Origin of the sequence: Uliginosibacterium sediminicola, assembly GCF_039631295.1 — a bacterium.
Lineage (GTDB): Bacteria > Pseudomonadota > Gammaproteobacteria > Burkholderiales > Rhodocyclaceae > Viridibacterium > Viridibacterium sediminicola.
In genome coordinates this window covers 293922-318368 of the sequence record NZ_JBDIVE010000004.1, presented here as the reverse complement: position 1 = coordinate 318368, position 24447 = coordinate 293922, and the positions used below count along the sequence as shown (strand labels likewise).

General features: G+C 64.2%; 25 protein-coding genes. 20 read left to right on the top strand and 5 right to left on the bottom strand.

Annotated features, from left to right (window positions below):
- Positions 1 to 65: 65 nt before the first annotated feature.
- The 4 genes from gmhB to gloA all read left to right on the top strand — a co-directional run bounded on the left by gmhB (position 66) and on the right by gloA (position 2744).
- Entirely contained in the window at positions 66 to 605 is a 540-nt protein-coding gene (gene gmhB / locus ABDB84_RS10425) for a D-glycero-beta-D-manno-heptose 1,7-bisphosphate 7-phosphatase (protein ID WP_345919663.1), read from the top strand.
- Positions 606 to 623: 18 nt separating this feature from the next.
- Positions 624 to 1382: a lysophospholipid acyltransferase family protein gene (locus ABDB84_RS10420; RefSeq protein ID WP_345919662.1), complete on the top strand. Its 759-nt coding sequence runs from the start codon at positions 624 to 626 to the stop codon at positions 1380 to 1382.
- Between the two features lie 15 nt (positions 1383 to 1397).
- A complete protein-coding gene (locus ABDB84_RS10415; RefSeq protein ID WP_345919661.1) occupies positions 1398 to 2132 on the top strand; it encodes a M48 family metallopeptidase in 735 nt (244 codons plus the stop codon).
- A 228-nt stretch (positions 2133 to 2360) separates the two neighbouring features.
- The gene (gloA, locus tag ABDB84_RS10410) at positions 2361 to 2744 is read left to right on the top strand and encodes a lactoylglutathione lyase (protein WP_345919660.1); all 384 of its coding nucleotides are present in this window, start codon (positions 2361 to 2363) and stop codon (positions 2742 to 2744) included.
- 10 nt (positions 2745 to 2754) lie between these two features.
- On the opposite strand, the gene ABDB84_RS10405 is transcribed toward gloA, so the two are convergent.
- Positions 2755 to 4347: a GGDEF domain-containing protein gene (locus tag ABDB84_RS10405; RefSeq protein ID WP_345919659.1), complete on the bottom strand. Its 1593-nt coding sequence runs from the start codon at positions 4345 to 4347 to the stop codon at positions 2755 to 2757.
- 221 nt (positions 4348 to 4568) lie between these two features.
- On the opposite strand from ABDB84_RS10405, the gene ABDB84_RS10400 reads away from it, so the two are divergent.
- The 6 genes from ABDB84_RS10400 to ABDB84_RS10375 all read left to right on the top strand — a co-directional run bounded on the left by ABDB84_RS10400 (position 4569) and on the right by ABDB84_RS10375 (position 10624).
- Complete coding sequence (locus ABDB84_RS10400) at positions 4569 to 5015, top strand: GntR family transcriptional regulator (protein ID WP_345919658.1); 447 nt, start codon at positions 4569 to 4571, stop codon at positions 5013 to 5015.
- The gene (locus ABDB84_RS10395; protein ID WP_345919657.1) at positions 4999 to 5880 is read left to right on the top strand and encodes an ATP-binding cassette domain-containing protein; all 882 of its coding nucleotides are present in this window, start codon (positions 4999 to 5001) and stop codon (positions 5878 to 5880) included. Before ABDB84_RS10400 ends, ABDB84_RS10395 begins: the two co-directional genes overlap by 17 nt.
- Positions 5877 to 7097 (top strand): hypothetical protein, encoded by a 1221-nt coding sequence (locus tag ABDB84_RS10390; protein ID WP_345919656.1) that lies wholly within the window; start codon positions 5877 to 5879, stop codon positions 7095 to 7097. The genes ABDB84_RS10395 and ABDB84_RS10390 overlap by 4 nt, the downstream gene beginning before the upstream one ends.
- A gap of 10 nt (positions 7098 to 7107) precedes the next feature.
- Entirely contained in the window at positions 7108 to 8346 is a 1239-nt protein-coding gene (locus ABDB84_RS10385) for a hypothetical protein (protein WP_345919655.1), read from the top strand.
- An 89-nt stretch (positions 8347 to 8435) separates the two neighbouring features.
- On the top strand, positions 8436 to 9320 hold the full coding sequence (locus tag ABDB84_RS10380; RefSeq protein WP_345919654.1) for an ABC transporter ATP-binding protein: 885 nt from the start codon (positions 8436 to 8438) through the stop codon (positions 9318 to 9320).
- The gene (locus ABDB84_RS10375) at positions 9317 to 10624 is read left to right on the top strand and encodes a hypothetical protein (RefSeq protein WP_345919653.1); all 1308 of its coding nucleotides are present in this window, start codon (positions 9317 to 9319) and stop codon (positions 10622 to 10624) included. The genes ABDB84_RS10380 and ABDB84_RS10375 overlap by 4 nt, the downstream gene beginning before the upstream one ends.
- On the opposite strand, the gene ABDB84_RS10370 is transcribed toward ABDB84_RS10375, so the two are convergent.
- A complete protein-coding gene (locus ABDB84_RS10370; protein ID WP_345919652.1) occupies positions 10625 to 11053 on the bottom strand; it encodes a hypothetical protein in 429 nt (142 codons plus the stop codon).
- A 153-nt stretch (positions 11054 to 11206) separates the two neighbouring features.
- On the opposite strand from ABDB84_RS10370, the gene ABDB84_RS10365 reads away from it, so the two are divergent.
- From ABDB84_RS10365 to ABDB84_RS10345, 5 genes are read left to right on the top strand one after another with little or no spacing between them, the layout of a single operon-like run.
- Positions 11207 to 12922: a DUF1800 domain-containing protein gene (locus tag ABDB84_RS10365; protein ID WP_345919651.1), complete on the top strand. Its 1716-nt coding sequence runs from the start codon at positions 11207 to 11209 to the stop codon at positions 12920 to 12922.
- A 47-nt stretch (positions 12923 to 12969) separates the two neighbouring features.
- On the top strand, positions 12970 to 14364 hold the full coding sequence (locus tag ABDB84_RS10360) for a DUF1501 domain-containing protein (protein ID WP_345919650.1): 1395 nt from the start codon (positions 12970 to 12972) through the stop codon (positions 14362 to 14364).
- Between the two features lie 50 nt (positions 14365 to 14414).
- Positions 14415 to 15533: a glycosyltransferase family 4 protein gene (locus ABDB84_RS10355; RefSeq protein ID WP_345919675.1), complete on the top strand. Its 1119-nt coding sequence runs from the start codon at positions 14415 to 14417 to the stop codon at positions 15531 to 15533.
- 1 nt (position 15534) lies between these two features.
- Positions 15535 to 16653, top strand: a complete 1119-nt coding sequence (locus ABDB84_RS10350; protein WP_345919649.1) for a glycosyltransferase family 9 protein — start codon at positions 15535 to 15537, stop codon at positions 16651 to 16653.
- Positions 16650 to 17255, top strand: a complete 606-nt coding sequence (locus ABDB84_RS10345) for a DUF4254 domain-containing protein (protein WP_345919648.1) — start codon at positions 16650 to 16652, stop codon at positions 17253 to 17255. Before ABDB84_RS10350 ends, ABDB84_RS10345 begins: the two co-directional genes overlap by 4 nt.
- Here ABDB84_RS10345 and ABDB84_RS10340 read toward each other — a convergent pair whose 3' ends face one another.
- Together ABDB84_RS10340 and ABDB84_RS10335 are read right to left on the bottom strand one after the other, a co-directional pair.
- Entirely contained in the window at positions 17256 to 18272 is a 1017-nt protein-coding gene (locus ABDB84_RS10340) for a glycosyltransferase family 9 protein (protein ID WP_345919647.1), read from the bottom strand.
- Positions 18269 to 19387 (bottom strand): glycosyltransferase, encoded by a 1119-nt coding sequence (locus ABDB84_RS10335; protein WP_345919646.1) that lies wholly within the window; start codon positions 19385 to 19387, stop codon positions 18269 to 18271. The genes ABDB84_RS10340 and ABDB84_RS10335 overlap by 4 nt, the downstream gene beginning before the upstream one ends.
- Before the next feature lie 104 nt (positions 19388 to 19491).
- On the opposite strand from ABDB84_RS10335, the gene ABDB84_RS10330 reads away from it, so the two are divergent.
- From ABDB84_RS10330 to ABDB84_RS10315, 4 genes are read left to right on the top strand one after another with little or no spacing between them, the layout of a single operon-like run.
- The gene (locus ABDB84_RS10330; RefSeq protein ID WP_345919645.1) at positions 19492 to 20748 is read left to right on the top strand and encodes an O-antigen ligase family protein; all 1257 of its coding nucleotides are present in this window, start codon (positions 19492 to 19494) and stop codon (positions 20746 to 20748) included.
- Positions 20745 to 21725, top strand: coding sequence for a glycosyltransferase family 9 protein (locus tag ABDB84_RS10325; protein WP_345919644.1), 981 nt, complete (start codon positions 20745 to 20747; stop codon positions 21723 to 21725). Before ABDB84_RS10330 ends, ABDB84_RS10325 begins: the two co-directional genes overlap by 4 nt.
- Before the next feature lie 56 nt (positions 21726 to 21781).
- Complete coding sequence (locus tag ABDB84_RS10320; RefSeq protein ID WP_345919643.1) at positions 21782 to 22033, top strand: AbrB/MazE/SpoVT family DNA-binding domain-containing protein; 252 nt, start codon at positions 21782 to 21784, stop codon at positions 22031 to 22033.
- 8 nt (positions 22034 to 22041) lie between these two features.
- Complete coding sequence (locus ABDB84_RS10315) at positions 22042 to 22425, top strand: type II toxin-antitoxin system VapC family toxin (protein WP_428715084.1); 384 nt, start codon at positions 22042 to 22044, stop codon at positions 22423 to 22425.
- Between the two features lie 214 nt (positions 22426 to 22639).
- Here the strand turns inward: ABDB84_RS10315 and ABDB84_RS10310 are convergent, their stop codons facing one another.
- The gene (locus ABDB84_RS10310) at positions 22640 to 23830 is read right to left on the bottom strand and encodes a class I SAM-dependent rRNA methyltransferase (protein WP_345919641.1); all 1191 of its coding nucleotides are present in this window, start codon (positions 23828 to 23830) and stop codon (positions 22640 to 22642) included.
- Between the two features lie 111 nt (positions 23831 to 23941).
- On the opposite strand from ABDB84_RS10310, the gene ABDB84_RS10305 reads away from it, so the two are divergent.
- Complete coding sequence (locus ABDB84_RS10305) at positions 23942 to 24436, top strand: hypothetical protein (RefSeq protein WP_345919640.1); 495 nt, start codon at positions 23942 to 23944, stop codon at positions 24434 to 24436.
- The last annotated feature ends 11 nt before the right edge of the window (positions 24437 to 24447 follow it).

Below are 24447 nucleotides of genomic sequence, written 5' to 3'. Positions count from 1 at the left end.
GAGGCCTCATTGCGCAAAGCTCGCGCGACGAGGCCTCCCCCCTCATTCCGCGCCCCGCACACACCATGAAATTCATCATTCTCGACCGTGACGGCGTCATCAACGTGGACTCCGCCCAGTTCATCAAGTCGCCCGATGAGTGGAAGGCGATTCCCGGCAGTCTGGATGCCATCGCGCGGCTCGATCAGGCCGGTTACCGCATCGTCGTGGCGACCAACCAGAGCGGCGTGGGGCGCGGCCTGTTCGACATGGACACGCTCAACGCGATCAATGACAAGATGGTGCGCCTGGTCGCCCAGGCCGGCGGCAGCATCGACGCGATCTTCTTCTGCCCACACGCGGCCGACTCCACCTGCGAGTGCCGCAAACCCAAGCCCGGCATGTTTTTGCAGATTGCCGAGCGCTTCAATATCGACCTCGCCGGCGTGCCCACCGTGGGCGACAGCCTGCGCGACCTGCAAGCCGGCGTGGCGGTCGGCTGCACGCCTTATCTGGTCCTCACCGGCAAAGGCACCAAGACGGCGCTGTCACCGGACCTGCCGGTCGGCACCAAGGTGTTTGCCGATCTGGCTGAAGTCGCCGATTACCTCCTGTCCGCCAAATAATCTCTCGAAAGTCTCGCCGTGATCCTGCTGCGCTCCCTGCTGTTCTTCATCCTGCTGACGCCTTTCACCATCGTCTATGGCGTGTTCTCGGTGTTCACCTTCCCGCTGCCACGCCAGACGCGCTACGCCATCATCACCAGCTGGGCGACGATTGCGATGTTCCTGATCCGCCATGTGCTGGGCATCCGCCACACTGTGATCGGCCGCGAAAACCTGCCGGAGGTGCCGGCGGTGATCCTCTGCAAGCACCAGTCGGCCTGGGAAACCATCGCGCTGCAACGCATCTTTCCGCCGATTGCCTTCGTGCTCAAGCGCGAGCTGCTGCGCATTCCCTTCTTTGGCTGGGGTCTGGCGCAGATGCCGATCATCTCGATTGACCGCAGCGCCGGCAAAGACGCGCTCAAGCAGGTCGTCGACCAGGGCCGCGAGCGCCTCGGCGAAGGCTTCTGGGTCGTCGTCTTCCCCGAGGGCACGCGCGCGCCGATCGGCAGCGCCAAGCGTTACAAGATCGGCGGCGCCAGCCTGGCCACCGCCGCCAGCGCGCCGGTGGTGCCGGTGGCCCACAATGCCGGCGAGTTCTGGCGCCGTAATGCCTTCCTCAAGCGTCCGGGCCAGGTCATCGTCAGCATCGGCCCGGTGATCGAAACTGCCGGCCGCACGCCGGAAGAGGTGAATGCGCAGACCGAGGCCTGGATCGAGGCCGAGATGCGCCGCCTGTTCCCGCACCACTACAAGCACGCGCCTGCGGCCGCCGCCACGGCAGGCGCCGAGGCCTGATCACGCCACACTGCGATGGCTGAGCAGGGCGAAGCGCGGCAGATCCGCCTCAAAGGCCAGCTTGTCGAGTACAGCCTGCAGCGCCGCGCCCGCCGCACGCTCGGCCTGCGCATCGATGCGCGTGGCCTGGTGGTCAGCATCCCGCAGCGCGTGAGCATCGCCCAGGCCGAGCTGTTTCTCGTCGAGCGCGCTGACTGGGTGCTCAGCAAGCTGGCCGAATGGGCGACACGGCCCAAACCCGCCAGCTTCGACGTCGCCGACGGTATCCACTTTCCGATGTTGGGCCAGCGCTGCAGGCTGCAGCTCTCGCACGGCCAGCCCGGGGCCGACTGGGTACAGGGCATCGATAGCCGCGAACTGCATCTGCGCCTGCGCGCCCGTGAGAATCCGCGCACGGCGCTGCTGCGTACCATCCAGCACTACGCGCTGGGCTATTTCGGCGGCCGCATCGAGGAATACGCCTGGGCGCTGCAGCAGAGCGTGCCGGGCATCCAACTGCCGCGCCTGGCACTCACCAATGCGCGCACGCGCTGGGGCAGCTGCTCGCGCATCAGCGGCATCCGTCTGAACTGGCGCCTGATCCACCTGCCCAATGCGCAGATCGATTACGTGGTCGCCCACGAGCTGGCCCACCTCGTTGAAATGAATCACTCGGCGCGCTTCTGGCAAGTCGTCGAACTGATGTACCCTGACCACCGCGAAGCCCAGGCCGCGCTGCGCGAAGCACACAAGATCATTCCGGCCTGGTGAGTCACATTGGCCCCTGCGGGCGGCTTACCGCGAAGGCGCAAAGAAGGACAAGGAAAGGGCCGCAAAGAAAATCTGGCAGCGCCACGCTATCCGCGTAGCAATGCCGGTGTGCAACTTCTTGCCTTGCCCTTCTTGGCGGCCCTTTGCATTCCCTTGGCGCCCCCTCGACTCGCGCGGGACAGGCTTTGCGGTGAAGCTTTTTAGTAACGTGTATTCAAGGAATCAAACATGCGCATTCTTCACACCATGATCCGCGTCGGCAACCTGGATCGTTCGATTGCCTTTTACACCGAAGTGCTGGGGATGAACGTGATCCGCACATCGGACTACCCGGAAGGCAAATTCACCAATGTGTTCATCGGCTACGGCGATGAAGCGGATGGCGCAGTCATCGAGCTGACCTACAACTACGGCGTCGAGCAATACGAGCTGGGCAGCGGCTTCGGCCATATCGCCCTCGCCGTGCCGGACGCCTACAAAGCCTGTGCCGACATCAAGGCGCGCGGCGGCGTGGTGACGCGCGAAGCCGGGCCGATGAAGCACGGTACGACGGTGATTGCCTTCGTGCAGGACCCGGATGGCTACAAGATCGAGCTGATCCAGCGCGACTGATCCGGCAGCGCTAAGTCGCTTCCGGCGCCACCGGCAGGGTGGTCGAGGCGCGCATCACCCGATTGCGCCCGGCGCGCTTGGCGGCGTAGAGCGCTTCGTCGGCGGCGACGATCAGCTCGGCCATGCTGCCGTAGCCGGGATAGCCGGCCACCCCGGCGCTGAAGCTGACGCTGAAGCTGCCGCCGTCATAAGCGTGCTGCACGCTGGAAAAGATCTGCCGCATCTGGTCGAGCTTGTGGAAGGCGTCTTCCAGATGACTGTCGACAAACACCACCACGAACTCTTCACCGCCGTAGCGGCCAACCACGTCGGCACGGCGCACATGCTGTTTGAGAAAGCGTGACAGGGCGCGGATGACCTTGTCGCCAACCGAGTGGCCATAGGTGTCATTGACCACCTTGAAGTGGTCGATGTCGAGAATGGCGTAGCTCAGCGAGGCCTTCTGGCGATCCGCCATCAGCAGCGATTGCTGCAGCAAGGCCTTGGTCTTGACGTGGTTGTAGAGGCCGGTGAGGCTGTCTTCCACCATCAGGCGGCGCAGGCCGCGATAGCGCTCGGCCTTGCTGATCACGGTATTGGCGAGCTGCGCCTGGCTGATCGGCTTGGTGAGGAAGTCGTCACCGCCATTGCGCATCGCTTCGAGCTGCACTGATTCGCTGGTGTCTGCCGTCAGATAGACGATCGGCGTGGATTCGAAGGCGGCGTTCTGGCGAATGATCTTGGCCACTTCCAGACCATTGCAGCCATCCATGTGGAAGTCCAGCAAGAGCACATCGGGCGAGAAGTCCTCCATCGCATCGAGCACGCCGGCCGGCTGCCCGAGGGTGCGTACATGGATATTGGTGAAGGGTGTCAGCGCCTTGCGGATCGACGCCAGCACGGTCGGTGAATCGTCGAGTACCAGCACGCGGTAAGGCTCTTCCTTGACCTTGAAGGCCAGCGGATCGATGGCATCGGCCAGCATGGTGGCGCTCAGCGGCCAGGTGAAGAAGCCCTGCGCGGCATGGCGCACCGCGTGCAGGCGCCGTGCGAAAGTCCCTTCGCGATCCAGCGCAAACCATTTGGGTCCGTAGCGATTGAGTTCGTCGACCAGGTTCATCACCACCGTGTCATCGACCGTCCCCAGTTCCACCACCACGGCCACGGCGCGCTGGGTGATCGCCGACTGCATGCCAAGACGATAATTGGAGAAAATGCTCAGGCTGTAGCCCAGCTGTTCCAGCTGCGGCACCAGTTCCAGCCACTGGCGCGCCTCGCGCACCAGCATCACCACACAGGGCAGGCCGTGGCTACGCTCGGCATCGTCCTTGTGGTAATGATCGCTGCATACTTCGCGCACTGCAGCAAACACATCGGGCAGCAAGCGATCCACCGCCGCCATGCTCTCGGCGCCGGGCGTGGGCGTGTCGCGCAGCAACTCGCACAAGGGCATCAGCTCGGCCTCAAGGCGCACCAAGCCCTGCTGACGAGCCAGCACCAGAAGTTTGTCGCAGTGCGGCACAAATGCCGCCCAGCGTTGGCGCTCTCCCGCGTCTTGCCAGACCAGTTTCCAAGCCTGAACCAAGGCGGTCCACAGCGCGTGAATTGCGAGTCGATTGACCATTGCTCAAATCATAGTTGGCCCGGTCGGGCCTGACGGACTTAACGACATCGCCAGACAAAGCTGGAGCCTTGAGTTTGCCGGCGCTTTGTCGCCCGACAAATGTATGGCGCTTGGCGATGATAACGAGCCGGGCGCAGCGCCCCGCTTTGTAAGAGATAAAAATGAATAGGCGGCGCATATCGGCCTTGTGTATTAGTGAATTAATACACTAAGATTTAGCCATGCCGACCCCCGATTCAGCCCTCTCGCCCAGCCTGTTCCACCTCGACCCGCACCAGGCCGAGCCCATCTATCGCCAGCTGATGGCGCAGGTGCGGCGCCTGATTGCGGCCGGTCAGCTGGCCGCCGGCGACGAGCTGCCCTCGGTGCGCGCCCTGGCCGCCGCCCACGCGATCAACCCGATGACCATCTCCAAGGCCTACAGCCTGCTCGAAGCCGAGGGCCTGCTGCAGCGCAATCGCGGTGCGGCGATGTCGGTCGCGGCTGCGGCGACCCAGCATCCACATAGCAACGACGAGCGCCTCGCCCTGCTGCAACCGGCGCTCGCACGCGTCGTCAGCGAAGCACAGCAGCTCGGACTTGAACCCGATGCCGTGCTGCAAGCCCTGGCGGCACAACTTCAACACACCACCCCACCTGAGGAGAACAGCAATGAGCAAGCCGATTGAAGTGAGCCAGCTGCAGGTCGAACGCGAGCACCGCGCGATTCTGCGTGATGTCTCGCTGCAACTCGAAGCGGGCGCGACCATCGGTCTGATCGGTCGCACCGGCGCCGGCAAAACCACCTTGCTGCGCTGCATGCTCGGGCTGGCCTTTGCCGACGCGGGCAGTGCGCGCGTATTTGGCGAAGTGGCGACCGAACTGTCCGCCGCCAACAAGGCGCGCCTGGGCTACGTGCCGCAAACGCCCGGCCTGCCCGGCGAATACACGGTCAAAGGCCTCGTCGATCTGATCGGCGGCTGGCAACCCAAATGGGATAAGGACTGGGCGCGCGAGCTGCAATTTCGCTTCCGCCTGCCGCAGGACACGCGCATCAGCAAGCTCTCCGGCGGCGAACAGCAGCTGCTGGCGCTGGTCCTCGCCCTCGGCCACAAGCCGGAACTGCTGGTGCTCGACGAACCCGTTGCCAGCCTCGACCCGGTGGTGCGCCGCACGGTCGCCGCGACCATTGCCGAGCTGCAGGCCGAGCGCGAAACCTCGATCATCTTCTCGACCCACATCCTCAGCGACCTCGAACGCCTCGCCAGCCACATCGCCGTCATCGAAGATGGCCGCATCGGCCTGCTGCGCGAAGCCGACAGCATCCGCCAGGACGTCCAGCGCTGGCAGATCCGCAGCAACGCAGCGAACTTGCCGGATCGCCTGAGCGACGCTGGCGTGCTGCATTACCGTTGTCATAGCCGGCGTGAAGCCACTGCACTCGTCGATGTCACGCAAGCAGCCCCTGCTGCGGCGCTCGCCGAAAAACTCGGCGCGCACATCGACTGCCAGCCGCTGGGGCTCGAAGATTTCGTCGTGGAGTACCTGCAATGATTGCCTGGCGCCATGGCTGGTGGCTGGGTAACGCAGCGCGCCAAGGCCTGCTCGCTGTATGCGCAGCACTTGCTCTGATTGGCTTGCTGCTCGTCTGCGCAGATATAAAACGCTTTCACCAGATCGCAGTAGTGCTTGAACTTCCGCTGACGATCTGGCTGCCCGTCTGTCTGCCCGCCATCTTCAACAATCTGGCCAATGTTCAGCAGTCTGAAGCCCTGAGCTTGCTGCCGCAGCGCAGCTGGCATCTGCTACACGCTTACCTTCTGACACTGTTGCTTGGCGCCATCATTGGGCTTCTGTTCTGCCTTGCTTTCCGCAGCCCATGGCCGCTGTTGATCGCCGTGCTTACAATGGGCGTGTTTGCAGGCATCTTCTGGTCCCGCGATGAAAGGCACTGGTATGGCGCTTTAAGTGCCATGTGCTTGAGCTTCGCAACGATAGCGGCAAGCAAAACGTTGGCATACATCGAACCAAGCCGTAACCAGGCGATACTGATTGCAAGCGTGCTGGCCTGTTTACTGGCGCTGCCGCTGTGGCTGCGCGGCTGGCAACTGTCACGCCCGCTGCGGCTTGCGTCACGGCGTACCGTGCGCTGGCCCAAGCTCGAATTCAGACTTCAGCAAACGTCCGGGCTTCTGCTTGCCATCATCATGCCGCTCTTTCTGCTGCTGACGACCTGGCGCTTCTGGCGGGGTGAACTGGCGACCTACATGGCCAGCCTTGGGCTGATCGCAGGCTGCAACGGCATGCTTGCCGAGAACTGCAAACGCCTGCATGCAGGCTTTGCCCGCCGCTGGTTGCTGGGCCTATCACGCGCCGCCCTGCTGCGAGAGACGGCGCTGACCTTGCTGCGAACACGCGGCGTGTATTTCGTACTCTGCCTGATCGTTATCGCGGGCATACAGATCTGCAAGCCCGTGCTGTCAGCGAGCGATTTCATCCTGGTCATTACAGCCGGCCTGTGCAGTCTTTGCGCCTCGATAACGGGCCAGCTCGCCGGTTTATTGAGAGGACGTCATCACGACGCGACGCGCGGGATCTTGCTCCCGAGTCTCTACTTCACAGCGCCTGTTGCTGCGCTATGCGCGGGGCTGGCTGCCGTCTTCAGGTTGCCCAGCGTTGTGGTCATCGCTGTGTTCTGCGCCTTGTCGCTAGTTTCGACCTGCTTGTTCATCCTCTACCTGCGCCGCAGCTGGGCGCGTATCGAGTTCTAAGGAGCACGGCATGAACTCTCGCTTCTCCCTTTCGCGTGTGGACTGGTGGCATGGCCGCTGGATGTTTTTCGTACTGACGCTGTGCGCTTTTCCCGCCGTGCTGCAAGTCGTGGCGCTGTATGCAGGTAGCAAGCCACCGGCAATAGCGTCCTACATCTGGAGGCTAGCCAGCTTCCTGTATGGCTGCACCTTGCCTTTCGCGATCAGCGCATTAGGCTGGATGCGTCGTGCCGAGTTTCTCGCCACGCTGCCAAACCTGACACGCAAGCTGCGCCAGGCCTTTATCGGCCTGTTGCTAGCCACGCTGGTTCTCGGCGCCACACAAGCCATGCAGCAGGGCAACGCGCTCCCCATGCTGGACTTCATCGCTTACCTGGGGCTCTGCTGCGTGTGTGGCTGGCAATTCAGAGGCTTTATCTGGGGAAATGTGAATTTTCGTGATCGCTGGGTATGGATCGGCGGCGCGGCAGGCCTCCTGCCTCTACTGATCGTGTTGAGCCACGACCATTTCAGCTTGCAGACTCGCAACCCCGGTGTGCAAGCACTCAGTCTGCTGCTTGCTTGTGCGGCCATTATGTGGCGTTGGCATTCTTTGCGCGGGCTTGTCCGCGTCCCTGATCTTGCGTTGCGCTGGGCGCGCTGGCTGATCAATAACGAGCTGCTGAGCACGAGCTTGCCAGTCGCGATCTTGGCCGTTGCCAGCGCAGTCACCAACAGCCACTATTTCATCTTGATGATGATGCAAGCACTCGCCTTGCACCGCTTGCGCCGCGAGCAACTGCTGGCGCCCTTGCGACTGCGCTGGTTCGCCGGCGTACCGCGTGCGCGGCTGTTCTATGTTGCCTTGCGCACGGCCGGTGGCAAGATGCTCAGCGATCTGAGCCTGATGCTCGCAGTTTTCACGCTTGCCGCAAGCCTCGGCTACCTGACTTGGTCAAACGTACTTGCGCAGCTCTGGCTGCCGTTCGTGATCTACCTCTTTACGCTACGCGTTCAGTTTGGGCGCATCTGCGACGATCAGACCGCCGCAGAGCCATCCGACTTGTCGAGCCTTATCGTTAAATGGCTTGGAGTTTTTTTCGCCGTGGCTCTATTGCTTGCAGGCATGCTCAAAGCTGCATCAAACCAGCTTCCTGGCGATCTGGACATGGGCCAAATTTTGGTCTGGATAATGCTTCTCTTTGCGCTGTGCTGTGTGCTCGAACTCTTCATCCGCCAGCGCCGCCACTGGTCTCGGCTGGCGCTGTAGATGACCGAACGTAATCACGCCTGGTTCAGCCACAAAAGACGACTCGAAGCGCAACACGATCCACTTACCTCAAACAAGGATCACGCAGCATGCCCCGCCCGCTCATCGAAATCCGCAGCCTGCAATACCGTGCCGGCAAGAAATTGATCCTTGAAGACGCCAGCTTGCGCCTCGATGCTGGCGAGACTCTGGGCCTGATCGGGCGCACCGGTGCGGGCAAGACCAGCTTGCTGCGCTGCATGCTGGGCCTGAGTTTCGCCACGGCGGGTGAGGTGCTGCTGTTTGGCGAGCCGGCGACGGCGCTGAGCCGTGCCAACAAGGCACGCCTGGGCTATGTGCCGCAGAGTCCGGGGCTGCCCGCCAGCCAGAAAGTCAGCGCGCTGCTGCAGCTGGTCGCCAGCTGGCAGCCCAACTGGCAGGCGGATTGGTGTGCCGGATTGCTGGAGCGCTTCCGCCTTGATGCGGAGCAGCGCGTCGGCAGCTTGTCGGTCGGCCAGCAACAATTGCTGAGCCTCGTCATGGCCATCGGCCACAAGCCGGAGCTGCTGGTGCTCGATGAGCCGGTTGCCAGTCTGGACCCGGTGACGCGGCGCGACGTGGCGGCGACGCTGGCGGAATTACAGGCCGATGGCACTTCCATCGTCTTCTCGACGCATATCCTCAGCGAACTCGAACGCCTGGCCAGCCATGTGGCGGTGATCGAGGACGGACGCATCGGCCTGCACTGCGAGAGCGATGAGATCCGCCTCGCCCTGCGGCGCTGGCAGATCAGCAGCCCCGCAGATCAGCTGCTCAGCCTGGCCATGCCGGCGCAGCTGGATGTTCCCGGCCTGCTGCGCTACCGACGCATCGATGCGCGCCACGCCAGCCTGCTGGTCGACACGCGTCAGGGCGCCGACAGCAGCCGCATGCCGGGCCTGGTCAGCGAACAGGCCCTGAATCTTGAAGACTTCGTCGTGGAGTATCTGCAATGAGCGCCTTTCGCCAACAACTGGCGGCCCAACTTTGGTGGCGGCCGCAGCCCGACATCACCCTGCTGAGCGTCAATGCCCTGTTCCTCACGCTCGGTGCTGGCGTCATGTTGTGGCTGCACACACCGCTGGGCAAGCTTGGCTTGATACTACTGCTGGGTGCTACCGCCCTGCTGATTTTCCTCAGCGTCGGCCGCATTCCCGAGATCGCGCACAGCGAAGCCTTTGCGCTGCTGCCGGCACGCACGAGCCGGCTGCGCAGCGCCTTGCTGACGCTGATTGTCATCGCCGCGCTGGCATGCACCGGCATCGGCTTATTCAGCCAGCGCTGGCAAATGGCCATCGGTTTGTTCCTGACGGTCACCATCATGCTGACGGCTTTCAGCGTGCTTTCTCGTCAAAAGCGTGGCGCCGAAGCTTGGCGGCTGTGGCTGATCTTGATGGTGTTCGGCGTGCTGCCTGTCATCGGTATCGGCTTCGCGGCCAAGCATCACCATCAGGCACCCGGACTCATTGCCCTGCTGCTGACGTGTGTGCCATTGGTTTACGCCCTGTGCCTGCTCACTTGGCGCATGCATGCACTGGGCCGCTGGCAGGTGCCACGCGGCGGCGCCCCCAGCAACTGGCTGCTAGGGCTCAATCTCAATAGCCAAGCCAGCTTCGTCTGCTTCAGCCAGCTGATCCTGTGTGCCTTAATAATGAGTCGCAACTCATTTGGCTCTTACTACCTTGTAAGCATACTGCCAACACTTACCCTGTCTCTCGTCCAACCGGCCATGCTGCGCGACACGATGAGCCGCCACTGGCTCGGCGGCATGCCGCGCGCGGACTTGTGGCGGCCGGCTCTGCGGCTAGCCTGGCAGCTTGGTGCCACTAATCTCGTGCTGCTGCTCGCAGGCCTTGAGCTGTGCAAATGGCTACCTTGGGCGCATGCGCAGAGCCTGCTGTTTGGCCAGATTGCCTTGCTGTGCGGCTATCCTCTGCTAGTGCTGTGGCAGCTCGTGCAACTGGGCTATGCGCCCAGAGCACGCGATGCGTACTGGTGGGGTTTCAACACGGCGGAGCTGCCCGGCTTTGGCCCCGTGCGCACCACGCGCAGCCTGCGCCGTTTGCTGTCAGTCGATGGGCTCGCCTATTTCGGTGGATCACTGTGCACGCTCGGCTGGATTGTGGGCAGCACCGCCTGCATGGCGATCTGGGGGGACGAACCCGGACACTTTGCGCTGGCGATGTTTGCCTACAGCGCCCTGTTAAGCCTGCTCGCCCTGCCCTTCCTGCGCAGCAGCCTGCGCCGCATCGAGCTCTGATCAGGTCTCGGCTGGCGCGGGCGGTTGCAGGGCAATCGACAGCGCGGCGAGTTTGCGATGCGCCGGCAGGGTGGCTTGCGGCAACAGGTTGGTGAGGTCCCCGATCTCGAAGCGCGAGAGGTCGAGCACGCGACCGTTGGCAAAGCTTATATCGAGGCAACCCGGGCGCAGGCGTGTCATGCCCAGCAACAACAGCATGGCTAGCGGATTGCCCTCGCGCGGCAAGCTGCCGTGCAGGGAGTCTTCGTTGAAGACGAGAAAGGGCTGGGCGACACTATCGTGGCGCACAGTCCACAGGTGTTCGCGCTGGTCCAGACGCGAGACGAAGCGCGTTGCGGTATTCCAGGTTTCGAGTACGGACTCGGCGATGGCTACCAGCTCGCGCCAGCTCAGGCGCGTGCGCCAGCTGTATGAATCATGTCCCCTCATGTTTGACTCCTGTCACTGATCGAGAACTTAACGGCAGCAGGAGCGCTCGACTGGAGCCTTGCCGTTCGTCGGCCAGCTGTTACATTGAGCGCGCTCGACCGTTATTGCACAGGCGCAAGGTGGTTCACAGCGCCAGACAAGAGGAGACTGAACGTGTCGCACACATATCGTCTGGGTTTACCCGTGCTGCTCGCCTTCATCCTGGCGGGCTGCGTCAGTGCTCCACAAGGGCCGGCCGAACTGCAGGTGCGCACACCGACACCGGCCGCCTATCGCTACCCCGCGCCAAGCGCTAACGAGGCCTCGCGCTTCCTGCAGCAGGCAAGCTTCGGCCCGACCCTGGGCGAGATCGAAGCGCTGACCCACAGCAGCTACGCCGACTGGATCGACACACAATTCACCCTGCCGCAAAGCCGCCTGCTGCCGATCATCGAGCCCGAGCACGCCAAGCTGGAAAAGGGCAAGAACCTCAACCAGGAACTGTTCTTCCGCGCCTTCTGGAAAACCGCCGCCACGGCGCCCGACCAACTGCGCCAGCGCATGGCTTTTGCGCTGTCGGAGATCTTCGTGATCTCCATGGATGGCATGCTCGATGTGAAGATGCGCGCAGTGTCGTCCTACCAAGACATGCTGGCGCGCAACGCCTTCGGCAACTTCCGCACGCTGATCGAGGATGTCGCTCGCCACCCGGCGATGGGCGTGTATTTGTCGCACCTGAAGAACCTCAAGGAAGACCCGGCCAAGGGCCGCGTGCCGGACGAAAACTTTGCGCGCGAGGTGATGCAGCTGTTCACCATCGGCCTCTACGAGCTCAATCCCGACGGCACGCCCAAGCTGGTCAATGGCGAGCCGGTGGAAACCTATAGCAACGACGACATCACCGGCTTGGCCAAGGTGTTCACCGGCTTTTCCTACGCCAACCAGGAACTCACCGACGCCAACTTCTACAACCAGAACCGGCAGCCGGATTGGGAGATCCTGCCAATGGTCGGCTATCCGCAATTTCACTCGAAAAGCGAGAAGCGCTTTCTCGGCGTGACGATTCCGGCCAGCCTGGTGGCCGACCCCGAGGGCGATCTGAAGATCGCGCTCGACCGCCTCTTCAATCATCCCAATGTCGGGCCGTTCTTCGGCCGCCAGCTGATCCAGCGCCTGGTCACCAGCAATCCCAGCCCGGCCTATGTGGCGCGTGTCGCGGCCGCCTTCAACAACAACGGTCGCGGCGTGCGCGGTGACATGCAGGCCGTGGTACGTGCCGTACTGCTCGACCCCGAAGCGCGCCGCCCGCTCAATAGCCAACAAGCCAGTGGCAAGGTGCGCGAGCCTATCCTGCGCCTGTCGCAATGGATGCGCGCCTTTCACGCCACCTCGCCATCCGGCGACTACCAGATGTACAACACCGACAATCCCGGCACCTCGCTGGGCCAGAGCCCGATGCGCTCGCCGACGGTATTCAACTTCTACCGGCCCGGCTTCGTGCCGCCCGGCACCGCGCTGGCGCGGCAGAACATGGTGGCGCCGGAAATGCAGATCGTCAGCGAGAGCTCGGTCGCCGGCTATGCCAATTTCATTCAGAGCACGATCGATGCGGGCGTCGGCAAGAACGTCAACGGCAAGCGCGACATCCAGCCCGATTACAGCGCGCAGCTGGCGCTGGCCGATACGCCGGACAAACTCGTCGATCAGCTGGATGTGCTGCTCACCGGCGGCGAGCTGTCGACGACTTCGCGACAGCGGATCCGCGATGCAGTGGCCGATATCCGCATCCCCGCCAACAACCCGGCGCAGGCCGACAACGCGCGGCGCAATCGCGTCAAGCTGGGCATTCTGCTGACCATGGTGTCACCGGAATACCTGGTGCAGAAGTAAGCCCGACACAGCAGCGCTTTCAGGAACACCGTGCACGAGGTGCCAAGATGAGCCAACACAATCGCCGTGAATTCCTCCGCCGCAGCGCCGCCCTCGCCGGCCTGCGTGTCGCCACGCCCTGGGCCCTGCAATTGGCCGGCATCGGTGCCGCCGCTGCGGCCAGCCAGCCCGATGATTACCGCGCCATCGTCTGCCTGTTCATGCGCGGCGCCAATGACTGCCACAACACCGTGGTGCCCTACGACAAGACAAGCTACGAGGACTACGCGGCGGCGCGGCGCGACATCGCCTTGCCGCACGAAGCCTTGCTGCCGCTCAAAGCTGGGGCGGGCGACGGCCGTAGCTTCGGCCTGCATCCGGCGATGGCGCCGCTGCAAGCGCTGTTCAACGGCGGGCAGGCGGCGATCCTCGCCAATGTCGGGCCGCTGGTGGTGCCGATCAAGGATGCCGCCACCTTCAAGAACAGCAACATCGCGCGCCCGCCCAAGCTGTTTTCGCATAACGACCAGGAGGCGATCTGGCAGGCTTTCTCGCCCGAGGGCGCCAAAGTCGGCTGGGGCGGCAAGCTCTGCGATCTGCTTGCCGACATGAACGGCAAGCACACCTTCACCGCCATCTCCACCGCCGGCAATGCCGTGCTGCTGGCCAGCGACAAAACCGTGCAGTACCAGATCACCAACAGCGGCGCGGTAGGCATCAATCGCCTCAATGCCAAAGACATCTACGGCTCGGGCAAGGCCGCCGATGCGCTGCGTGCGCAGCTGATGGCCGCAGCCGGGCGCGACGAAGTGCTGCAGCAGGAATACGGCAGCGTGGTCAATCGCTCGATCGAAGCGCAGGCGCTGGTGTCCACCGCGCTGGCCCAGCTGCCGGAGAACGATCCGCGCATTGCGCTCGGCGGCGAGCTGGAAAAGGACCGCCTCGCCCAGCAGCTGCGCATCGTCGCGCGCCTGATCGGTGTGCATGCCGACAGCAATATGCAGCAGCGCCGGCAGGTGTTCTTCGTCTCGCTCGGCGGCTTCGATACCCACGACAACCAGCTCGCCAAGCAGGCCGAGCTGCTGAACTCGGTGGCGCAATCGGTGGCTTACTTCCAGGCGGCGATGCAGGCCCTGGGCCTGGCCGACAAGGTGACCCTGTTCAGCGCTTCGGACTTTGGCCGCGCCCTGCTCAACAATGGCGATGGCACCGACCACGGCTGGGGCGGCCACCACTTCATCGTCGGCGGCGCGGTGCGCGGCGGACAGATCTACGGCCAGTTCCCCACGGTCGCGCTGAAGACCAGTACCGATGTCGGCAATGGCCGCCTGCTGCCGACCACCGCGGTCGACCAGTACGCCGCCACCCTGGCGCGCTGGATGGGCGTGGCCGCCAGCGATTTACCAAGCGTGCTGCCCAATCTCGGCAACTTTGCACAGACTGATCTGGGCTTCATGGCCTGATTGCGGCGAAAGGTATAATCGCGGGCTGATACCACGACGTACGGCCCTTGATGACACCACACCGCCGCCTGCACATCGTCCACACCGAAGCCTCTTGCGGCTGGGGCGGGCAGGAAATCCGCATTCTCGAAGAGTCGCGCGGCCTCATTGCGCGCGGGCATCGCGTCACGATTGTGGCGCCCGCCAGTTCGAACATCTTCAAACGCGCTGCGCAATGGGGTGTGCCCGCCGTCGCCCTGCCGCTGACCAAGAAACGCCTCGGCCCGCTGCTGGCGCTGCGCCGCTGGCTGGCCGTCCACGCGCATGACATCGATGTGCTCAATACGCACAGCTCGACCGACAGCTGGCTGGCCGCGCTGGCCGTGCGCATGCTGCCCGGCGCAGCGCGCCTGCCGATCGTGCGCACCCGCCACATCTCGGCGCCGGTGCATGCCAGCGCCGCCAATCGCTGGCTGTATGCACGTGTCGCCCGCCATGTGGTGACCACCGGCGAACAACTGCGCCGCGAGCTGATCGACAATCTGGGCGTCGCCAGCGAAGCGGCGACCAGCATTCCCACCGGCATCGACACCACGCGCTTTGCGCCCGGCGACAAGCTCGCCGCCCGCGCCCAGGTGGGGCTGGCGGCGGATGCGTTCTGGGTCGGCATCGTCGCCACGCTGCGCTCCTGGAAAGGCCACAGCTATCTGCTCGAAGCCCTCGCCGCGCTGCCGGATTCGATTCGCCTCGTGATCGTCGGCGACGGCCCGCAACGCGAAGCGCTGCGGCAGAAAGTTGCTGCACTGGGGCTGGAAGCGCGTGTCCATTTCGCGGGCGAACAGAAAGATGTGGCGCCCTGGCTGCGTGCGCTGGATGTCTTCGCCCTGCCTTCCTACGCCAACGAAGGCGTGTCGCAATCGGTGATGCAGGCGATGGCCAGCGGCTTGCCGGTGGTGACGACGGCCGTGGGCAGCATGCGCGACATCATCGACAACCGCCACACCGGCCTGCTGGTCACGCCGAAAGATGCGACGGCCCTGGCCGACGCCATCGCCGCCCTGCATGCCGACCCGGCGGCAGCGCAGCTGCTCGGCGAGCGCGCCCATGCCTTCGCGCTGGAGCGCTGCGGCCTGTCACGCATGCTCGACCGCATGGAATCGATCTTCATGAGCGCTGCCCGCGCCCGCTGACATGAGTCGCCTGCCCTCACGCCTGCTGCAACTGCCGATGCTGGCCCTCGGTTCGATCACACGCTTGCTGGGGCCACGCGGCTACCCGCCGAATCCGCGGCGCATCCTGCTTGCCCATCATCTGCTGCTGGGCGACACGCTGATGCTCGCCGCCCTGCTGGCCAAGCTGCGCCAGCAGCATCCGCAAGCCGAGATCGTGATGAGCTGCCCGACCGCCATCGTGCCGCTGTTCGCTGCGCAGCCCTGGGGCGTGCGCGCCCTGCCCTACGATCCGCGCAAGGCCGCCACGCTCAAAGCGCTATGGCGCGAACGCAGCTTCGATCTGGCCCTGGTCGCCGGCGACAGCCGTTTCAGTGCTCTTGCGCGTGCGCTCGGTGCGCGCCACATCGTCGCGCTGGCGGGCGACACGCCCAACTACAAGAACTGGTTCGTCGACGAACAGCGCGCCTGGCCCGAGCAGCCCACGCCGCTGCCCGAGATCTTCGCCTCGCTGGCTCGTGGCGCCGACGCTGCAGGCTATACGCCCGCCGACTGGCCGCTCGCCGAGAGCAAGTCGTTCAGCCTGCCGGCCAAACCCTATGCCGTGCTGCACCTGGGCGCCAGCAGCGCACTCAAGCAATGGCCGGCCGAGCGCTGGACTGCGCTGGCGGCGGCGCTCAGCGCGCAAGGCATCACGCCGGTGTGGAGCGCGGGCAAGCACGAAACCGCCCTGGTCGTCGCCGTCGATCCGCAGGCGCGCTACACCAGTTATGCCGGCATGCTGGACCTGCTGCAGCTCGCACAGCTGCTGGCCGGCGCCCGCCTGCTGGTCAGCCCGGATACCGGCGTTGCGCATCTGGGCCGCATCACCGCCACGCCCAGCGTGATCCTGTTCGGCCCCGGCTCGGCTATGCTGTGCGCCGACAGCGCCTTTTTCAGCGCCAGCCCGGTACGCGCCCTGTCGGCCGCTATCGCCTGCCGTGATCAGAAAATCCTGTTCCGCCGCCAAATCAGCTGGGTGGAGCGCTGCGGCCGCAGCCGTGGCGACGGCGCCACGCAATGCGCCCGCGCCCGCTGCATGGAAGCCCTGTCACTGCAATCCGTCCTCGACGCCTGCCAATCACTGTTGAAAGCATCATGAGCACATTCATCCAAGCACGCGAAATCCTGGCTTTTCACGACCGCTGCGTCGCCGAGCGCAGCTGGGCCAAGCAAGCGCCGGCGCAGTTCGCCGAAGGTCTGTGGCAGTTCATCGAGCTGAACCACCGCTTCAACAACCTGCTCTGGGACGAGGAAGACCTGGCCCGCCGCAAGGACGTGGCCGACAGCGAGATCGCTGCCAACAAGCGCGCGATTGATGGTTACAACCAGAAGCGCAACGATGCAATCGAGCGCATGGACGAGGTGATCCTCTCCTCGCTCGCCGCCGTCACCCCGGCAGCCGATGCGCGCCTGAACAGCGAGACGGCCGGCAGCATGATCGACCGCATCTCGATCCTGTCGCTGAAGATATTCCATATGGGTTTGCAGACACAGCGCAGCGACGCCAGCGCCGAACACATCGCCACCTGCCAGGCCAAGCTCGCGCGCCTGGGCGAGCAGCGCAATGATCTGGCCGCCTGCTTCGAGGCCCTGCTCGCCGACTGCGCAGCCGGCCGCGCCTATTACAAGGTCTATCGCCAGTTCAAGATGTACAACGACCCGACACTCAATCCCTACCTGTACGGCGCCAAGCAGGCCTGATCAATCGATCAGGCGGGCCAGTTTGTCGAACACCGCCTCGTCACTCAGTTCGGCCACCGCTTTGTCGGCTTCCAGATAATGCGCCCGGGGTCCGATCGGGCCCCATTGCGCCGGCGAGGGCGAGATGGCGGTTTCGGCGAAGAAGCCGAGCACGCCACCGGGGCTGGCGGCGGCAAAATGCATCAGGCCGCTGTCGGGGAAGATCGATGTGCGCGCCGACCAGACCAGGGCGATGGCTTCCTTGAGCGGACCACGGAAGGGCAGGATGTACGGGCTGTTGGCGGCGAGCACCGGCTCGGCCACCTCATCGTCACCGGGATAAAGCGGATTGTCGCTCTTGCCCGGCGTCCACATGAACAGGGTCTTGAGCCCCCAGCGCGCATGGATCTGCTCGGCCCAGCGCAGCACCTGTTCGGTCGAGGGCTGCTTCTTGGCCCGCCGCGCACCCAGCCCGAGCACGACGTAGCCCTGCGCCTGCACACCATTGCTGGCGAGCCATTGTTGCGCAAACGCCCGCCCCGACTCGGGCAGGATGTACAGCGGCGCGGGCAGCGCCTCAGGCAGCTTGAGGCCGATCACCTCGGCCAGCGCAGCGACACTGCGGCTCTCGTGCATGCCGCGTGGCGCCGGCAAGGCATGGCTCAGGCGCGGCCAGTCGGCAGCCGACTTGCAATACGACACGGTGTTGCGCCCCTTGACCGACAGCCCGCGCTCGATGGCGCGCGGTGATTCCTCCCCATTGCCGACGATCACCCAGTCGTAGTGCTCGCGGCGCATCTGCCAGATCATCCGCGCGGTCTGCAGCGCCGCACCGATGCGCAGCTTGCCGGCGTGGCGCACACGCGGCAGCACCCAGACCTTGTGCGGCTGCGTATTGCCGTCGAGCACCCAGGCGTTGTAGTCATTGGCCAGCACATCGATCTGCGCCTGCGGCAAGGCTGCACGCAGCCAGGCCAGCATCGGTGTGGTGAGCAGCAGGTCGCCGAGTTTGTCGCGTTTGACGATGAGGATTTTCATGAAGCGTGATCTGCAATCAGTTTGAGATATTCGCCCGCGACCACCGAGGCTTCGAAGCGCTGCAGGCTGGCCACATCGATGGCCGGCGGATGCGCATAGGACTCGCGCAGGCGCGCCGCAAAGGTGGCCACATCGCCGGGCGGCACCAGCATCTGCGGCATGCTGGCGAGAATCTCCGCCGGCCCGGCCGGGCATGCGGTGGCGACCACCGGCGTGCCGAGCACCAGGGCTTCGACCAGCACATTGCCGAAGCCTTCATACTCGGAGGAGAGCGCCAGCAGGCGCGCATGCTGGATCCAGGGATAGGGATTTTTCTGGAAGCCGGCGAACAGCACACGATCGGCGACGCCACAGCGTTCGGCGATGGCGCGGATCTTCGCTTCGTCGCGGCCCTTGCCGAGCAGCACCAGGGTGCAGCTCAAGCCTGAAGCGGCAAAAGCCTCGATCAGCAGATCCTGGCGTTTTTGCTTGAGCGTGAAGGCGCCGATGTGCAGCACGTAATCGGCCACCGGCGGTTTGAACGGTGCTGCGGCAAGCTCCTGCAGCTGGTCAAAGTGAAACGGATTGTAAATGGTGCGCAAGGCCGCCGGACGAACCTTAACGTAATCCACCAGATCTTCACCCACGCCTGCCGACACGCCGATAATCTGCCGCGCGTCATACATGCGTTTGGCGTGCCAGATGCGCGAGAGCTTTTTGCGCCAGCCATTCTTGCGAATGCCATTTTGCAGCGACAAGGCATTGTGGATGACATGATGAATGCGTGGATCGCGGATCCGCGACAGGATGCGGTCGATGCGCGGCAAAGCCGAGAGGATCAGCCCGACCGGTCCTTGCTCGCGCTCGATCTGCGCCAGCAAGGCCTTGAATCGACGCACATTATCGCGATCCGTCAGCGCACTGAAGAGACGCAGGCGACCGCGCTGCGCCGGCTGCAGACGATGGATGCGAATGCGTGGGTCGACGGCGAACTCGACGATGTCTTCATAGATCACGATGCTCACGGCGTGACCCAGCGCAAGCAGGGCCTCGGCCAGATTAACGACCACTTTCTCGGCGCCACGCCCGGTCAGCGAATCAATAGCCAGCAAGACATGACGGCGGCTCGGTTGCATCGGTTTCCTGCACGTTCTGAGGGAATCGGGAGAACAATTGTAAGCGAGGCTGCACGCATTCCCTGCGCTATCATGGCGGCGAATACTACCTAGTGCACATCCTTATGACTGCCGACCACCGCCGCAGCTTGTCCCGGATCGAATTTGTCCTGCTCTGCCTGTTCGCCATCGCCTTACCATTGGTGGAAGCACCCAAGAATATCTTCTGGGCCTTGTTCGTGCTGGTGTGGCTGGGCGGCAGCATCCGCTCCGGCAATTTCGGTCAGCTCGCACGCAGCTGGGATCTGCTGTTCGCCGGCTTGATCATCGCTCCCTTGCTGAGCGTGGTGCTGTCACCCTACACACCACAATGGAAGGAAATCGGCGATATCGTCGGCTACATCTCGCTGGGCTGGATCCTTGCGCGTAGCCGCCTCGAAACAAAGCAGATCATCGGCTTGCTGACCTGCCTGATCGCCGCCACGCTGGCTGGCGTGGTGCAAGGCTACTGGATCATGCAGACCGACCCCAAGCGCGTCTGGCTGCAACTGAACTCGGTCGGCCACGTCAATCATTCCGCACTCTACGGTGCCGGCATCGGCATTCTGGCCAATGCGCTGGCGGCCTTTGGTGCCCAAAGGCTAGGACAGCGCCAGTGGCAGCTCGCCGTTGCCAGCGCAGTGCTGATGTTCGGCGCGATGATTGTCTTTGCCAGCCGTGGTGCTCTGGTCGCCTACCTCGCCGGCAGCTTGCCGGTCCTGCTGGTACTGCCGCACGCACGCCTGCGTCGCCTGCTGCCCGCGCTGGGGCTGTGTGCCCTGATCGGTATTGGTATCGGCCTGGCCGGCAACAAGCTCATCCACAACGCGGAAAACCATAGCCTCATCGAGAAAACCGCCATCGGCATCGAGTCCGGCAACCTCTCGTCTTTCCGCCTGCAAGCACTCAACACCGCCATCGAGCTGATGCGCCAGCATCCGCTCACCGGCGCCGGCGCAGCAAGCTTCAACGCGGCCTCACCGGCACTCGTCGAACAATGGGTCAAAGCGCGTGGCGAGGTTTTCGTGCGCGAGCGCTACTTCTTCTCCAGCCACGCCCACGGCCTGTATGCCAATACCCTCGGCGAACGCGGCGTGCTCGGCCTGGGCGTCTTGCTGATCCTGATGGCCAGCTGGTCGCTGGCCCTGCTGCGTCGCTGGCCACGGGCGGAGCACGATACCCGGGCTCATCTGAGCTGGGCGGCCGGCGTTGCGGGCTGGTCGGTTGTCTTCGTCGGCGGCCTGTTCAACACCACCCTGCATCATGAGCATGGCATGCTCGCCATGGTAGGCCTGGGTCTGCTGCTCAGCGGCGCATCACTACGCAACAAGGCGACGGCGTGAAGATCCTAATCATCCGCCGTGACAACATCGGCGATCTGGTGTGCACCCTGCCGCTGATCCGCCGCCTGCGCGCACATTACCCACAGGCCTGGATCGGCGCTCTGGTCACCTCGTACAACGCTGAAGTCCTGCACGGCAATACCGATCTCAATGCCGTCTTCCGCTACACCAAGGCCAAGCACCTGGCGGCCGGCGAGAGCGCGCTTGGCGCCATGTGGGCGCGCCTGCGCCAGCTCTGGCAACTGCGCCGCATGGGCATCGATCTGGTCTTGCTCCCCGCCAGCGGTACGCAGGCCAGCGCACGCCGCATGGCCAGCCTGCTGGGCGCCAAACGCGTGATTGCGCAAGACGACATCCCGGCCGATCCCGCCGCCGAACATGAAGTGCTGCGCGCCGCCAATCTACTGCGCGCCATCGATGTGCCGCGCGCCGATCTGCCGCCCGCACTGATCACACCGCGCAGCGAACTGCTCGCCGCCGCGCAGGAGAAGCTCGGCACAGGCGCCGTGCTGGGCCTGCACATCAGTGCGCGCAAGCCCTCGCAGCGCTGGCCGGCCGAGCGTTTCATCGAACTCATCAAGCAGCTGCACGCAGCGCAACCGCAACTGCGCTTCGCGCTGTTCTGGGCGCCCGGCGCCGCCGACAACGCCCTGCATCCCGGCGACGACGCCAAGGCGCAGCAGATCATCGAAGCCTGCGCCGGCCTGCCGATCACGCCGATGCCGACGCATTCGCTGGCCGAGCTGATCGCCGCCCTCGCCGCCTGCTCGCAAGTGCTGTGCTCCGACGGTGGCCACATGCATCTGGCCGCCGCACTGGGCAAGCCGATCACCTGCCTGTTCGGCAAATCCGACGCCGCACGCTGGCACCCCTGGGGCGTGCCCTACCAGCTGCTGCAGCCGGCCAGCCTGGATGCGAATGACATTACGGTGGATGATGTCCTGGCTGCGCTGGGCCAACCCTCATTGCAGCCTTGAAAGTAAGGTATTTTTGCATTATGTTTTAATGCATCAATCAAGACGAGGACACCGCCATGGCCACATTGACCGTCACCTCCCGGGGGCAAGTGACCTTCAGAAAAGAGGTGCTGCAACACCTCGGCATCAAACCGGGGGAAAAGATCGAGCTGGATCTGCTGCCCGACGGTCGTGGCATGCTCAAGGCGGCCCGGCCGGGCGGAAGCATTGACGGCTTCGTCGGACTGCTCGCCGGCAAGACGACCAAAGTCGCCACCATCGAAGAAATCCACGATGCCACCGCGCAAGGCTGGTCTGCAAAAGAATGAAGGTTTGCGTGGACACCAACGTCCTCGTGCGCGCCGTCGTGCGTGACGACCCTGCGCAAGCGAGCGCGGCCGCCAAGGTGTTGACCGATGCCGAATTGATCGCCGTTGCGCTGCCGTGTCTGTGTGAATTCGTTTGGGTGCTGAGCAGGGTTTACGGCTTTCAAACCGCTGATGTAGCCGCCGCGATCCGCGCGCTACTGGCTGCCTCAAACGTTGAAATCAACCGACCTGCCGTAGAGGCCGGCTTGGCGGTATTCGAAGCGGGCGGCGATTTCGCCGATGGCGTGATCGCCTACGAGGGTAATTGGCTGGGCGGAGACACCTTCGTCTCCTTCGACAAAAAGGCGGTCGCGCTACTCACCACACAAGGCCAGTCCGCGCGATTGTTGTGAGTGTCATGGCTGGGTGCTGCGCAGCGAAGTCCAGGGCGATCGTGGATCAACGCAAAGCCCCCGGATTTCGGTTGTGCCTGCCTTCACCGCATCCCCCAGAACACAGCCCGACGTAGGGCGGAACGCAAAGCGGTTCCGCCAATTCAGCCTCGCACGGCCTGATGCCGATTGCCGCCCTGTGGGCGGCTGGCGGAACCTCCTGCGGAGTTCCGCCCTACCCCACCTGACACGCCAAGCCTTTGAGGTACTCGCCTTCCGGCACCGCCAGGCCAATCGGGTGATCGGGCGCGGCGCTCAAGCGGTGGATGATGCGGGCGTCTACACCGGCGTCCGATGCGGCACCGGCGACGATGCTCTGGAACAGCTCCTGGCCGATGCCGCCTGAACACGAGTAGGTCATCAGGATGCCGCCGGGATTGAGCAGGCGGAAGCCGTGCAGGTTGATGTCCTTGTAGGCGCGTGCGGCGCGCTGGGCGTGCGCGGCGGAGGGTGCGAACTTCGGCGGGTCGAGGACGATGAGGTCGAACTTGCGGCCTTCGGCGTACAGCTTGCGCAGGCTGTCGAAGACATCAGCATCGCGCCATTCGGCACGCGCCGGATCGAGCTGCGGGTTGTGGGCGAGATTGCGTGCAGCAGTGGCCAGCGCCGGCCCCGAGGAATCGATGGACAGCACGCTGCTGGCGCCACCGGCGAGCGCTTGCAGGCTGAAGCCGCCGGTGTAGCAGAAACAGTTGAGCACGCTGCGACCCGCTGCGAGCGTGCGCGTGAGCAGGCGGTTATCGCGCTGGTCCAGATAGAAGCCGGTCTTGTGGCCGCCGACGACATCGACTTCCATGCGGATGCCGCTCTCGTCGATCATCAGCGCGCCCTCGGGCAGCGCGCCGTAGGCGACGCCGGTGCGCGATTCGAGGCCTTCCATGCCACGCACATCCGAATCGCAGCGCTCATAGACCGCAACACAGCCAGTGGCCTGCACCAGGCCGGCAATGATGGCATCGCGCCACTTCTCGGCACCGGCACTGGTCAGCTGCACGACGACGACATCGCCATAGCGGTCTGCGATCACGCCGGGCAAGCCGTCGGATTCGCCATGGATCAGGCGCTGACCGCTTTGCTGAGCGAGTAGCGGATGCGTGGCGCGGCGGGCGACGCTGGCGGCGACACGACGCTTGAAGAAGCCGTGATCGATGCTCTCGGCGGTGTCGAAATTCCACATCCGCGCGCGGATCTGCGAGTCGGGCGACCAGGCGGCACGGCCGAGCAGCTTGCCATCGTGGGTGTGTACTTCAACCGTGTCACCGGAGCGGGCGCGGCCTTCAAGGCGGTCGACGGAGCCGGCGAAGATCCAGGGGTGACGGCGCAGCAGTGAGCGCTCCTTGCCTGCTTTGAGAATCAGTTCAGCCATCTTCGCACCCTGCATGTAGAAACGGCCGACATTGTAGAGCATCGCTTTGGCAGATACGCTCCATCAGGCAGGCCGCTGAATTTTCGGCGGAATGCCCTATAGAATGCCGCTATGAGCGCACCGGCCATCATTGATATCGAAGCATCGGGCTTCGGCAAAGGCAGCTACCCCATCGAGGTCGGCTTCGTGCTGCCCGATGGTCGCAGCGAGTGCTGCCTGATCAAGCCGGTCGAGGGCTGGACGCACTGGAGCGCGACGGCAGAGGCCACCCACCACATCAGCCGTGAGGCCTTGCAGGCGCATGGCAAATCGGTGCAGGAAGTGGCCGATCTGCTTAACCGCCAGCTGCGCGGTCTGACCGTCTATTCGGACGCCTGGTCGCACGATTTTGTCTGGCTGGCGACGCTGTTCGACGCAGCGGATCGCATACAGAACTTCCGCCTCGAACACCTGGTCACGCTGATGAGCGATTACGGCGCCGATCACTGGCACGCCGTGCGCGACGAAGTGGAACACGATCTGCAGCTGGGCCGTCACCGCGCCAGCAATGACGCCCGCGTATTGCAGACAACCTGGCTGCGTCTGCACCAGGCACGCGCTGCTTGAGCGCAGCGCCT

Bases quoted from the DNA above. Each gene is read 5' to 3' on its own strand.
- ABDB84_RS10395 (WP_345919657.1), top strand. From the start codon at position 4,999: ATGAGCAAGCCGATTGAAGTGAGCCAGCTGCAGGTCGAACGCGAGCAC.
- ABDB84_RS10385 (WP_345919655.1), top strand. From the start codon at position 7,108: ATGAACTCTCGCTTCTCCCTTTCGCGTGTGGACTGGTGGCATGGCCGC.
- ABDB84_RS10350 (WP_345919649.1), top strand. From the start codon at position 15,535: ATGAGTCGCCTGCCCTCACGCCTGCTGCAACTGCCGATGCTGGCCCTC.
- ABDB84_RS10370 (WP_345919652.1), bottom strand. From the start codon at position 11,053: ATGAGGGGACATGATTCATACAGCTGGCGCACGCGCCTGAGCTGGCGC.
- ABDB84_RS10320 (WP_345919643.1), top strand. From the start codon at position 21,782: ATGGCCACATTGACCGTCACCTCCCGGGGGCAAGTGACCTTCAGAAAA.
- ABDB84_RS10360 (WP_345919650.1), top strand. From the start codon at position 12,970: ATGAGCCAACACAATCGCCGTGAATTCCTCCGCCGCAGCGCCGCCCTC.
- ABDB84_RS10335 (WP_345919646.1), bottom strand. From the start codon at position 19,387: ATGCAACCGAGCCGCCGTCATGTCTTGCTGGCTATTGATTCGCTGACC.
- gloA (WP_345919660.1), top strand. From the start codon at position 2,361: ATGCGCATTCTTCACACCATGATCCGCGTCGGCAACCTGGATCGTTCG.
- ABDB84_RS10310 (WP_345919641.1), bottom strand. From the start codon at position 23,830: ATGGCTGAACTGATTCTCAAAGCAGGCAAGGAGCGCTCACTGCTGCGC.
- ABDB84_RS10375 (WP_345919653.1), top strand. From the start codon at position 9,317: ATGAGCGCCTTTCGCCAACAACTGGCGGCCCAACTTTGGTGGCGGCCG.
- ABDB84_RS10415 (WP_345919661.1), top strand. From the start codon at position 1,398: ATGGCTGAGCAGGGCGAAGCGCGGCAGATCCGCCTCAAAGGCCAGCTT.
- ABDB84_RS10340 (WP_345919647.1), bottom strand. From the start codon at position 18,272: ATGAAAATCCTCATCGTCAAACGCGACAAACTCGGCGACCTGCTGCTC.
- gmhB (WP_345919663.1), top strand. From the start codon at position 66: ATGAAATTCATCATTCTCGACCGTGACGGCGTCATCAACGTGGACTCC.
- ABDB84_RS10405 (WP_345919659.1), bottom strand. From the start codon at position 4,347: ATGGTCAATCGACTCGCAATTCACGCGCTGTGGACCGCCTTGGTTCAG.
- ABDB84_RS10330 (WP_345919645.1), top strand. From the start codon at position 19,492: ATGACTGCCGACCACCGCCGCAGCTTGTCCCGGATCGAATTTGTCCTG.
- ABDB84_RS10345 (WP_345919648.1), top strand. From the start codon at position 16,650: ATGAGCACATTCATCCAAGCACGCGAAATCCTGGCTTTTCACGACCGC.
- ABDB84_RS10400 (WP_345919658.1), top strand. From the start codon at position 4,569: ATGCCGACCCCCGATTCAGCCCTCTCGCCCAGCCTGTTCCACCTCGAC.
- ABDB84_RS10390 (WP_345919656.1), top strand. From the start codon at position 5,877: ATGATTGCCTGGCGCCATGGCTGGTGGCTGGGTAACGCAGCGCGCCAA.
- ABDB84_RS10305 (WP_345919640.1), top strand. From the start codon at position 23,942: ATGAGCGCACCGGCCATCATTGATATCGAAGCATCGGGCTTCGGCAAA.
- ABDB84_RS10355 (WP_345919675.1), top strand. From the start codon at position 14,415: ATGACACCACACCGCCGCCTGCACATCGTCCACACCGAAGCCTCTTGC.
- ABDB84_RS10380 (WP_345919654.1), top strand. From the start codon at position 8,436: ATGCCCCGCCCGCTCATCGAAATCCGCAGCCTGCAATACCGTGCCGGC.